The sequence below is a fragment of the Burkholderia sp. Ac-20379 genome (assembly GCF_017104645.1).
In the GTDB taxonomy this organism is placed as follows: Bacteria; Pseudomonadota; Gammaproteobacteria; order Burkholderiales; family Burkholderiaceae; genus Burkholderia.
Genome location: NZ_JAAGPF010000233.1, coordinates 1 through 11771 on the forward strand (window position 1 = coordinate 1; position 11771 = coordinate 11771).

The window sequence follows — 11771 nt, forward strand, 5'->3', positions numbered from 1 at the left end:
CCGGCGATCGCGCCGGCCGTGCACGCGCAATCGTGCGACAACCAGGCGCTGCCGGGCGGCGCGGCCTGCGTGTCGACGGTGGCCGCCGGCCAGACCGTCAACGGCACCGTCATCAACAACGGTGGCCAGCAGACGGTGCGCGGCACCGCGGTGGGCGCGAGCGTGTCGTCGGGCGGCACCCAGACCATTTCGTCGGGCGGCGCGACCACCAACACGCAGCTCGCGGGCGGCCGGCAGGTGGTGTCGCGCGGCGGCGTGGCGACCGGCACCGTGATCGGCAACGACGGGCTGCAAACCGTGTTCTCGGCCGGCTCGACGGTCAGCACGATGGTGTCGTCGGGCGGCACGCAGTACGTGTCGGCGGGCGGCGTGGCGACCGGCACCACGGTGGTGTCGGGCGGCAGCTTCGGCGTGTCGCGCGGCGGCCTCGCCAGCGGCGCGGTGGTGGGCACCGGCGGCCTGATGCGCGTCTATTCGGGCGGGCAGGCCAACGCCAGCGTGGTGACGGGCGGCAAGCAATACGTGTCCGGCGGCGGCTTGACGGTCGGCACCGTGGTCAGCGCCGGTTCCCAGGTGGTGTTCACCGGCGGCGCGACCACCTCGACGGTGGTCGACGGCGGCATCCAGCTCGTGTCGAGCGGCGGCGTGGCCACCGGCACCCAGGTCAACGCGGGCGGTGCGCAAACGGTGCTGCTCGGCGGCTCGGCCGCGCAGAGCACGGTGGCGGCGGGCGGCAACCTGACCGTCGACGTGGGCGGCAACACGGCGGCCGGCCCGGTGGCGGCGCAGACGCTGGCTGGCACGGTGCTGGCGGGCGGCACGCTGACGCTCGACGAAGCCGCCAGCGACGCGCTCACCGGCAACGCGGCGCTGTCGGCCGACACGCTCGCGATGCAGGGCGGCACGGTGGCGTTCGCCGCGCCGAAGGGCGGCGGCTTCAAGACGCTGACGATCGGGCAACTGTCGGGCAGCGGCCAGTTCGTGCTGAACACCAATGTGGGCGCGGGTCAGTCCGACCGGCTGGTGGTGGCGCAGGGCACCGGCGCCTATTCGCTGTCGGTGCACGACAGCAGCACCACGGCCGCGGCCGCGAACGCGCGCGTGCAGCTCGTGCAGGCGGCGGGCACCAGCGCGACGTTCACGCTGGCGGGCGGCGGCAACGGCATCGACGTGGGCGCCTACAAGTTCGCGTTGCAGGACGACGGCGGCAATTACTTCCTGGCCAATACCGGCCGCACCAGCGACATCGCCTCGATCGCGCAGGCCGCGGCGGCCACCACGCCGATGCTCTGGTATCAGCAGCTCGAAACGGCGTTCTCGTATCTCGGCGACCTGCGCGGCGGCGCGGGCGACGGCGGCGGGCTGTGGGTGCGCGCCTACGACCAGCGCCTGAAGACCAACCCGGGCGGCACCGCCACCGATTCGACGCTGTACGGTGCGCAGATCGGCCGCGACTGGGCGTTCGCCACGCACGCGGGCACCGTGCACGTGGGCGCGACCGGCGGCTACGCGGAGGCGAACGAAAGCTTCGACGGGCTCGGCAACGGCACCGCGCGGCCCTGGAACATCGGCGCCTACGCGGGCATCGACACGCCCTCGGGCCTGTTCGCCGACACCGTGGTGCGCTATCTCGGCTTCAAGCAGTCGCTCGACGTCGCCACGTCCGGCAATCAGGCCAGCGGCGGCTACGCGCAGTCGGGCTTCGCCGTGTCGATCGACGCGGGCAAGCGCTGGCAGCTCGGCGGGCGCTGGTGGGCCGAGCCGCGCGTCGAGGCCACCTGGCAGCACGACGGCGCGGTGTCGTATCAGACCTCGCTCGGCACGCCGATCGTGCTCGCATCGAAATCAGTGGTGTTCGGCGGCGCGGGCGCGCGGGTCGGCGCGTCGTTCGCGGTGGGCGACCTGAAGCTCGATCCGTATGTCGGCGTGGAAGCCATGCATGTGTTCAACGCGGGGCTGAACGACACGATCGGCGGCACCGCGCTGACGGCCGCGCTGCCGACAACCTGGGTCAACGCCGATCTCGGCGTGGGCGCGACGCTGACCCGCCACGTGCGGGCCTGGGGCGCGTTCGGTTATGGCAAGGGTCACGATTATTCGCAACCGTGGTCGGTGACGGTGGGGCTGCGCTATGTCGACTGAGACCGATACGCTGGCCGCGCGCCGCACCTCGTCGATCATCGAGGCGGCGTTGTCGGCCGTGTCCGCGTCGGGCGAGGCGGCGGCCGGTGCGCCTGTTGCCGCATCGCCCGCCGCACCGGTGACCGCGCCCGCCGCCGTGCCGATCCGGTTCGTCGCGCCGATCGCGTCGGCCGCGTCCAATGCTTCCGCCGCGCCGGTCGACACCGTGCCGGTCGACACCGTGCCGGTCGACACCGTGCCGAGCGCGATCGTCGATCCCGGCCCGCCGGTGCTCGAAGGGCCGCACGGCATCCGCTACGACTTCAACTACGGCTGCCGCGTGCAGGTGCCGCCCGGCCCGTGGCAGGTGCGCCTGCTCGATACCGACGCCGACGTCGTGCTGTTCGACGAGCCGGTGGACGACGGCATCGTCAGCAGCACGAAGCGCTATTTCGTGCGCTTTCGCATCGAGGTGCTGCGCGACGGCGAGCTGGTGTTCGAGCACGACTACGACGCGCGCGGCCAGCAGGTCTACATGCGCCTGCCGGTCGGCACGCTCGGCGACATCCTGGCCTGGTTCCCGTATGTCGACGAGTTCCGCCGCACGCATGGCTGCCGCGTGGCGGTGTCGATGGGCGCGGCGCTGTGGTCGCTGTTCGAGGATGCCTATCCCGATCTCGACTACGTGCGCCCCGAGGACGAGGCCGCCGCGCTCGCGCGCAGCTACGCGAGCTACTACCTCGGCATCTTCTTCCCGTGCGACGACCGCACGCATCAGCCGACCGATTTCCGCGTCAGCGGCCTGCAGAAGACGATTCCGTATCTGCTCGGCCTGATGGCCGTGGAGCGCCGCCCGCGCATCGGCGTGCGCGACACCGCGCGCCAGATCGCCGAGCCGTACGTGGTGATCGCGGCGCAATCGTCGTCGCAGTGCAAGTACTGGAATCACCCGACCGGCTGGTACGAGCTGGTGAAATTCCTGAAGGCGAGCGGCTACCGCGTGCTCTGCATCGACAAGCAGCCGGCGCACGGCGAAAAACTGATGTGGAATCTGATCCCGTACGGCAGCGAGGATTTCACCGGCGACCTGCCGTTGCAGCAGCGCGCGAGCCTGCTGCTGCACGCCGATTTCTTCATCGGGCTGTCGAGCGGGCTGTCGTGGCTGGCCTGGGCGCTCGGCAAGCCGGTGGTCATGATCAGCGGCTTCACGCATCCGATGAACGAGTTCGAGACGCCATACCGCGTGATCAACTTCCACGTGTGCAACAGTTGCTGGAACGACACGTCGATCGAGTTCGATCATCGCGACTTCGCGTGGTGTCCGCGCCATGCGGGCACCGACCGGCAGTTCGAATGCTCGCGCACCATCACGCCGGGGCAGGTGATCCGCACCGTCAGGAGCCTGATGACGAATCTCGATCTGGATCCGCGCCGGGCGGCTGCCTCGGCCGCTACCCCGGCGGCCTGATTTTCCGGCATCGGCGGGAGCGGGACGCGGCGCGAGCCTATACTTGCGGTTCGTTCCGTTCCCCGCCGCCGATGGCCCGAGTCACGCCGTGTCGAATTCCCCGCAACATCCCGCTTCCGAAGCATCCATTCCCGCCGCCGATCCGCGTCCCGAGGCCCCCGTGCCGCCGGAACTCGAGGATTGCTGCCAGTCCGGCTGCTCGCCCTGCATCTTCGATCTCTACGACGACGCGCTCGCCAACTACAAGGCGGCGCTGGCGCAATGGCTCGAACGTCATCCCGAGGCGCGGCCCGCCTGAGCGTGGGCGCCTGACTGGAACAACCGGGAAGCGGGCGAGCGAACTGTCGAGGAGAGCGAACCGCCGAGCGGCGGATCGATGCGATTCGGCGTGCGACGCCGGGTACGAACCGGCGTGCGATTCAGCGCATCAGCGCGATTCCGCGCGGTACACGCCGCCCGTCTGTTCCGCGCGCAACTGATAGCCGCGCTTGGCGAACAGATAGCCGGTGCGCACGATCATCGCGCCGATCAGCGTGGCGGCGAGCTCGTCGAGACGCGGCAGCCCGGCGCGCGCGCCGGCCAGCGCCAGCGTGGCCACCAGCAGCGTGAGCGCGTCGGTGCGGATATGCCAGGCGCTGGCTTCGATCAAGGCCGCGCCGCCGATCGCGCGCGCACGGCGCAGCATCCAGCGCGACAGCGTTTCCTTGCCCGCCAGCGCGATCGCCAGCACCGCGAACGACAGCGCGTCGGGCGTCACGTCGCTCGGCGCGCCGAGATCGGTGGTGGCGCTCCATACCATCTGCGCGCCGGTGGCCAGCAGCAGCGCGCCGAGGCCGAACAGCGCGAACGGCTCGTAGGTGGGGCGCTGTTCGGGCGGCAGCTTCGCATCGAGGCGGCACGCCACCAGCAGCAGCGCGTCGGCGATCAGGTCGACCGCCGCGTGCACCGTATCGGCGAAGATCCCCGACGAATGCGCGGCGTAGGCGGCGCCGGCCTGCGCGGCCATCAGCACCAGGTTGACGACGAGGCTCGTCGTCAGCACACGGCTGGTGATCGCATGGACGGATTGTGATGCGCGCGCTGAACTTGGCATGGAAGCGTGGGGAGTGTTCGGCTTGAATGAAGCAGGACTCTATCGGCCGGAAATGGCATACCTGTGACAAATCGGGCAGCGGCGGGGCGCCGGCGAGGCATGCGGGGCGCGGGGGAGGGAATGTCCCGAGGGGTGGCGGCGGCCGGTGTCACAAACGTGTCACGGGCGCGTTATCGAGGGGTTGTCGAGGGCGTGTCGGCGGGTTTCGACCCATTGCCAGCGCGTTGTCCGTGCATGGCGGATGCGTCGCGAGCGGAACGTCGAGGGGGCAAAAAAACGACGGCCCGCGCAACGTCGAAACATTGCGCGGGCGCCGCGGGGAGCGGCATCGAACCGCGATGCCGTGACAGGGACGGGCTTGCTCAGTTCGTTGCGGACGCAACCGCCGCGCCGGCATCCATCAGGCCGGCGCCCGGCGCCATCGCCGTGCATGCCGACGAGGACGTGACCGCGATCTGCGAGGGACGCGCCGTGGCGGTCAGCTTCTGCGCGATCTGCGCGGGCGTCAGGTTCGGGTTGCGCGTCAGCATCAGGCTTGCCACGCCGGCCACTTGCGGTGCGGCCAGGCTGGTGCCGCTGTTGGTCACATAGGTGTCGCTGCCCGGGCTGGTGGTGCCGGTGTTGCTGGTCGACAGGATCGTCGAGCCCGGCGCGCTCAGCGTGATTTCCGGGCTGTAGTTGCTGTACCAGGCGCGCTTGCCGGTCGAATCGGTCGCGCCGACGGCGATCACGCCCGTGCAGTTCGCGGGGCGGTCCTGGCCGTTGGCGAGGCCGTCGTTGCCGGCCGCCACCACCACGGTCACGCCGCGCGCGATCACGTCGTTGATGGCCGACTGGAACGTGCTGCCGCACGGGCCGCTGCCGCCGAGGCTCAGGTTGATGACCTTGGCCGGGGTGGGATTGTCCGCCACGCCCGACACCGAGATGCCGGCCGCCCAGCGCATCGCGTCGGCGATGTCGCTGGTGCTGCCGCCGCACTTGCCGAGCACGCGCACCGGCTGGATCTTGCCGTACCAGCTCGCGCCCGCGATGCCGGTGCCGTTGTTGCCCACCGCGCCGATCAGGCCGGCCACCTGCGTGCCGTGCCAGCTGCTGTTGCTCGGCGCGCTCGCGCAGTTGTAGAACGGGCTGGTCGAATCGTTCAGTTCGGCCTGCGTGACCCAGTCGCCCGGATCGGTCGCGTCGGCGCTGCGGCCGTGGCCGTTGTTGCCGGTGTTCACGTCGGTGATGAAGTCGTAGCCGGCCACCAGGTTGGCGGAGATGTCGGTGTGCGGACGGTAGCCGGTGTCGAGCACGGCGGTCACCACGGTCGACGCGCCGGTGGTCAGGCTCCAGGCGGCCGGCATGTTGACGCCGGTCGCGGTGCTGAAGTCGTTCCACTGCTGCGAGTAGCTCGGATCGTTCGGCGTGACCGTCGCGGCACTCGCGAACAGGCGGCGATCCGGTTCGGCGTAGGCCACGTCGCTGTCGGCGGCGAACGCCTGGGCCAGCGTGTTGGCGTCGGTGCCCGACACGCGCTTGCCGAGCGAAACCACGGCCGAGCCGTCCGACATGGTGCGTTCGAGCTGCACGTTGTCGAAGCTCGGCAGCGCGGCGCCGGCGCCGGTGCTGGTGGCGGCCAGGATGCTGGCCTTCGAGCGCTGCGCGTTCCATTGCGTCAGCACGCGGCTGATCACGTTGCCCACGCGCGCCGGATCGGCGGTGGTGGCGGCGGCGGCCAGCGTGCGGGCGCCGTTGGTGCTGGTCGAGGCGGCGGCCGACGCGAGCTTGACGATCAGGTGATCGACCGGCGCGTCGAACGCGCTGAGCGACACCAGCGACGGGGTGGCCGTCGAGTTGCCGTCGGTCGTCGTGCTGGTGGTGCTGCTGGTGCTGGTGGTCGAGGCGTTGGCGGCTTGCGAGGAGGCCAGCGCCGTGGTGCACATGGCCGAGCCGTTCGACGAGCTGCCGGCCGACGAGCCCGAGGTCGACGCCGTGGTGCCGCTGCTGGTGGCGCTGCCTGCCGCGGCCGACGCGGTGGGCGAATCGCCGCCGCCACCGCCGCAGCCGGCAATCACGGAGGCGATCAGCGTCATCGAAACGACGGTGGCCAGCGTACGGATCTGGCCAGGACGGAACTGGGCCGGGTTGAAGCGCTCGATATTCATGTCGTGACTCATTTCTTGTGTTCGCAACCGCCATCCCGCGGTCTGGGGGACCGCCTCGCAACGTGGCTACACGACACCCCGGTCGCGTTCGCCGCCATCGTCGCGATGGAAGGCCGGTCCGTTTCTCCCGCTGCGCTGACGCGTGCAACAAGAGCTTCTGTTCCGGGTAACGGCGCGCGTTCACAATTCTTAATAGTTACCTGTAAAAGGTTGGGATCCGAAATGATCGGAATGCTTACGGGGACGGATCGCAATCCAGGAAATGCATGAATGAATCCCTGTCAATCGCTTGAATAGCGCCTTGTAAACCCCGTACATCAAGGGATGCGAATTGATATGAGGAATTCGAATAACCGGGAAATGCGCTAAGTAAGTCGTGAAAGCACGGCTTGACGGCGGGGAATCATCTGAACGTTGCCGAATCGAAAAGTCGGAATCGAGGGCGCGGGCGAGGGGCCGGCAGGCCGCCTTGTCTCGCGATACCGGACGTATTCATCGGGAGGAATGCATCGCCATGACTGCAAGCAATTCGTATGGTTTGAACCGCTTCAAGGCCGCGCTCGCGGCGCGGCGTCAGCAGATCGGCTTCTGGGTATCGATGGCCGAGCCGTATCTGTCGGAGATCACCGCGACGGCCGGTTTCGACTGGCTGCTGATCGACGGCGAGCACGCGCCGAACGACGTGCGCAGCATCGTCGGCCAGTTGCAGGCCGTCGCGCCGTATCGCGCCGAAGCCGTGGTGCGGCCGGTGGAGGGCAGCACCGCGCTGATCAAGCAACTGCTCGACGCGGGCGCACGCACCTTGCTGGTGCCGATGGTCGAAACGGCCGAGCAGGCGCGCGAACTGGTGGCGGCCGTGCGCTACCCGCCGCGCGGCGTGCGGGGCGTGGGCAGCGCCGTGGCGCGCGCCTCGCGCTGGAACCAGCGCACCGATTATCTCGATCTGGCCGACGAGGAAATCTGCCTGCTGGTGCAGGCCGAAAGCGCCACGGCGCTGGCGAACCTGGACGCGATCTGCGCCGTCGACGGCGTGGACGGCGTGTTCATCGGCCCGGCCGATCTGGCCGCGTCGATGGGGCATCGCGGCAACCCGCGCCACGCCGACGTGCAGTTCGCGATAGAAGACGCCGTCGCCCGCATCGTGAAGTGCGGCAAGGCGGCCGGCACGCTGACGGACGACGCCACGCTCGCGCGTCGCTATCTGTCGCTCGGCTGCCTGTTCGTGGCGGTGGGCGTGGACGTGCTGCTCTACGCGAACGCGGTGCGCGCGGCGGCCAATGCGTTCGGCGTGGGGCCGTCCGAGCGCGAGCGCTAGCCGGAACGCGCGCGAAACGCGGCCGGCCGACGTCAGGCGCAGCCGGCCGTATTACCTGTGTAATGCGCCGCGATCGCCCGCGGGCGGGGCCGGCGGCCGCGCGGCCCGAATCGTGCGGCGGCACGGAAAGATGCGGTAAGACGCCGAAATTGCATCTGCGTGCACAACTTCCTAAAGTGAAGCGCACTCTTTCCCCAAAGAGTGTTATCGAAACGCGGTTTGCCTCGGCACCGGAACCTTCCGGGCCGAGGCGTTTTTTTTGGTGCGCCGCGAACGCATGCGCCGGTGGCACGTGCCGCGAAGCATGCGAAGATGGCGCCGCGCCCGGTTCGCGGGCGCACGACGGAGGCGCGATGAATGGATGGTGGGCCGGGGCGATGTCCGGCGGCTGGCAGGAAGGTTTGTGGGATCTGCTCGAACGGCTCTGGGCGCTGCTCGTGCTGGTGTTCCATTTCCTGTTGTGGCTGCTGCGCTTTCTCGGTGGCGGCGGCTGAACACCGCGAGCCGTCGCGACGCCGTTGACGATTCGCATGCTTTCGCAACGATCGGGAACGGTAGAATCGACCGCGCGACACGAACGGCCCGGACACCTGACGACCACACGGGCCGATGAGCTAACCACGAACCATGGGGTTGTGATGACGCGAATCATCGGATGGCTGGCGTTGGGCGCCACGTTGAGCTTCGGCGCCGCGGCGCAGGCCGCGCAGGCGGAACACCCGGCCGCGGCGGCGAGCGACGCGCGCTACGCGCACGTCAAGCTGTACGAACGCTGGGAACCGACCGTGCAGGGCGGCGTCTCGGGCGCGCAATGCAACGGCGGCGCGCACGGCGAGATCGTGACGGGCTTCGGCGATTGGTCGCGCACGATCCGCATGGCCACCAACGGCGCGCCGGGCGGTTGCGTCATGCAACTGGCCGTGATCGATCCCGACCGCAGCCTGCACGACTGGCAGCCGATCACGCGCTTCACGCCCACCGGCGATCCGGGCCAGTGCGGCAACGCCGGCATCAACCGCGTGCCGGTGGTGCGCACGCTGGACGAAGCGCGTGCGCAGGCGTCCACCGTGGTGGTCGACACCGACAATCGCCCCGGCGGCTGCGATCTGCAGTTCGCCACCAACGTGCCCGGCCCGCGCATCGGCGTGTGGTTCGACACCGAGCGCAGCCGCGGCCCGTGGGACAACGGTTGCCAGATGACGGGCCAGCAGGCCGCCTCGGCGAACGCGCCGGCCACCATCCATATCGATACCGACGACGCCCGCTCGGCCTGCCTGTTCCAGATGGGCCTGTTCCCCGATCGCGATCCGCTCAAGCCGCACGCGAAGGTGAGCTACCGGTGAGTGCGCAACGATCGCCGGGCCGTCGATGAATTCGGACGATTTCAAGGTGTTCCTGCACGTCGCGAAAACGCTGAGCATTTCGCGCACGGCGATGGAATCGGGCACCAACCAATCGACGGTGAGCCGGCGCATCGGCCTGCTGGAGGCGGAGCTTGGCGTGCGCCTGTTTCGCCGCAGCGGGCGCGGCGTGGAGCTGACCGAGCGCGGCCGGCACCTGCTCGGCTACGCGCAAACGCTCGAGCGCACGCTCGACGAGGCGCGCGAGGCGATGCGCAGCGGCGGCGGGCGCGGCCCCGAGAGCCTGACCATCGCCGCGCAGCCCACCATCGCGCGCATCATGTTCGGCCGCCTCGGCAACCTGCTGAAGGCGCGCTACCCCGATACGCGGATCCGTTTCGTCGAGGGGCTCGCGAGCCAGATCCTCGGCCGCCTCAGCGATGGCGAGATCGATCTCGCGGTGATGTACGTGCCCGAGCATCGCGGCGCGATGCAGTTCGACGCGCTGCTGAGCGAGGCGGTCTGCCTCGTCACCTATGCCGGCTACGTGTTGCCGCCGGGGCCGTTCGACGTGCGCGAGCTGGGCCGCATTCCGCTGATCCTGCCGAGCACGCACCACGGGCTGCGCCTGCTGGTGGAAACGCTGGCCGAGCGGCACGGCTTCACGCCGCGCATCGCGCTCGAATGCGACGGCTCGATCTCGCTGACCAAGCGGCTCGTGATGGAACGTTGCGGATGCACCGTGTTGCCGGCGGCGTCGGTGGTGGAGGAGGTGGCGGGCGGCCGGCTGCGCTGCTTCGCGCTGAGCACGCCGCCCGTCGCGCGCGAGGTGGCGATCGCGTGGCCGCAGAACCGCGCGATGCCCGAGGGCGTGTGGGACGTGACGCGTGCGATCCGCGATCTCGCGGCCACGCTGGTGGACGACGGCAGTTGGCCCGGCACGACGCTGATGGCGCCGAAGGGCCCGGTTGGCGGGCCGCCGTAGCGGTCGTCCGTGGCTGCGACGACCGGGGCGGCCCGCCGCGACGAACCGCAGCCGCGCGCGCTGCTGTCGATACACGCGACGCAACCGTCGATCCCGGGGCGGATTGCTGCGACGAACGTCAGCGGCGCGCGCCGTCGTCGATGCAGTCGTCGTAGCCGTCGCAACCGTTGCGGCTCGCCGCGACGAACCGCAACCGCGCCCCGCGCCGCCGTCAGCGCAGCCGGTTCGCCGGCGTGATCTGACGCGGATCGGTGCGCAGCTCGATCACCGCCGGCACGCCGGCCTGGCGCGCGCGTTCGAACGCCGCCGGGAAATCCTCGGTGCGCGCCACGCGCTCCGCATGCGCGCCGAATGCGCGCGCCATCGCCACGAAATCGGGATTGACGAGCTGGGTGGCCGACACGCGCCCCGGATACTCGCGCTCCTGATGCATGCGAATCGTGCCGAGCATCGCGTTGTTCACGACGATCGCGATCAGCGGCGCGCCGAACTGCACGGCTGTCGCCAATTCCTGCGGATACATCATGAAGCAGCCGTCGCCGGCGAAGCACACCACCTCGCGCGCCGGAAACTTCAGCTTGGCGGCGATCGCGGCCGGGAAGCCGTAGCCCATCGCGCCGTTGGTGGGCGCGAGTTCGGTCGCCATCCGGCGGTAGCGGTAGAAGCGGTGCACCCACACCGTGTAGTTGCCCGCGCCGTTGGTGATCACGGCATCGTCGGGCAGCACCGCGTCGAGATGCGCGACCACCTGGGCCAGATCGACGCCGTCGAGTTCGGGCGAGGCCGGCTGCGGCGTGGAATGCGCCACGTAATCGGCGCGCGCGGCGGCCGTCCAGTCCTGCCAGCGTTGCCGGGTGGCCGCGCCGAGCGGCGCGAGCGCATCGAGCGCCTGCGCGAACGCCGGCAGCGAGGCCGCGATCGGCAGCGCCGCCTGATAGACGCGGCCCAGTTCCTCGGGATCCGGATGCACGTGGATCAGCGTCTGTTTCGTGACCGGGCTTTCGAACAGCGTGTAGCCCGACGAGGTGGTTTCCGCGAGCCGCGAACCGATCACGAGCAGCAGGTCGGCGTTGCGCGCGCGTTCGGCCAGCGCCGGCGAGACGCCCAGGCCCAACTGGCCGACGTAATGCGGATCGCGGTTGTCGAACAGATCCTGGCGGCGGAACGAGGCCGCCACCGGCAGGCCGTTGGCCGTCGCGAAGCGCGCCAGCGCGGCGCAGCCGGCTGCGTCCCAGCCGGTGCCGCCCGCGATCACGAGCGGGCGCCCGGGGACCGGGCGCGAGCGTGGGGGGGTAGGAGAGT

Annotated in this window: 10 protein-coding genes; 7 read left to right on the forward strand and 3 right to left on the reverse strand. The window is 70.1% G+C overall.

Translation table 11 applies throughout. The features are described from left to right. The 3 genes from G3N92_RS23890 to G3N92_RS23900 all read left to right on the forward strand — a co-directional run. On the forward strand, nt 1–2142 hold a 2142-nt coding region (locus G3N92_RS23890), incomplete at its 5' end, for an autotransporter outer membrane beta-barrel domain-containing protein (RefSeq protein ID WP_206130053.1). Then, nucleotides 2132–3589 carry an autotransporter strand-loop-strand O-heptosyltransferase gene (locus G3N92_RS23895; RefSeq protein WP_206130054.1) on the forward strand — a complete coding sequence of 486 codons (1458 nt, stop codon included), beginning with the start codon at nt 2132–2134 and terminating at the stop codon, nt 3587–3589. The genes G3N92_RS23890 and G3N92_RS23895, both read left to right, overlap by 11 nt. Nucleotides 3590–3677: 88 nt before the next feature. Then, on the forward strand, nt 3678–3887 hold the full coding sequence (locus tag G3N92_RS23900; protein ID WP_206130055.1) for an oxidoreductase-like domain-containing protein: 210 nt from the start codon (nt 3678–3680) through the stop codon (nt 3885–3887). Between the two features lie 129 nt (nt 3888–4016). On the opposite strand, the gene G3N92_RS23905 is transcribed toward G3N92_RS23900, so the two are convergent. After that, nucleotides 4017–4682 (reverse strand): cation diffusion facilitator family transporter, encoded by a 666-nt coding sequence (locus G3N92_RS23905; protein ID WP_206130056.1) that lies wholly within the window; start codon nt 4680–4682, stop codon nt 4017–4019. A 362-nt stretch (nt 4683–5044) separates the two neighbouring features. Further along, entirely contained in the window at nt 5045–6829 is a 1785-nt protein-coding gene (locus G3N92_RS23910; protein ID WP_206130061.1) for a S8 family peptidase, read from the reverse strand. 514 nt (nt 6830–7343) lie between these two features. On the opposite strand from G3N92_RS23910, the gene hpaI reads away from it, so the two are divergent. From hpaI to G3N92_RS23930, 4 genes are all read left to right on the forward strand, one after another. After that, nucleotides 7344–8144 carry a 4-hydroxy-2-oxoheptanedioate aldolase gene (gene hpaI / locus G3N92_RS23915; protein WP_206130057.1) on the forward strand — a complete coding sequence of 267 codons (801 nt, stop codon included), beginning with the start codon at nt 7344–7346 and terminating at the stop codon, nt 8142–8144. Nucleotides 8145–8497: 353 nt separating this feature from the next. After that, entirely contained in the window at nt 8498–8638 is a 141-nt protein-coding gene (locus G3N92_RS23920; protein WP_206130058.1) for a hypothetical protein, read from the forward strand. Nucleotides 8639–8782: 144 nt separating this feature from the next. Then, entirely contained in the window at nt 8783–9487 is a 705-nt protein-coding gene (locus G3N92_RS23925; protein WP_206130059.1) for a hypothetical protein, read from the forward strand. A gap of 25 nt (nt 9488–9512) precedes the next feature. Beyond that, nucleotides 9513–10469 (forward strand): LysR family transcriptional regulator, encoded by a 957-nt coding sequence (locus G3N92_RS23930; RefSeq protein ID WP_206130060.1) that lies wholly within the window; start codon nt 9513–9515, stop codon nt 10467–10469. 211 nt (nt 10470–10680) lie between these two features. Here the strand turns inward: G3N92_RS23930 and G3N92_RS23935 are convergent. Further along, nucleotides 10681–11771, reverse strand: a 1091-nt coding sequence (locus tag G3N92_RS23935) for a thiamine pyrophosphate-dependent enzyme (protein WP_241014991.1), incomplete at its 5' end; no start/stop codon positions are given.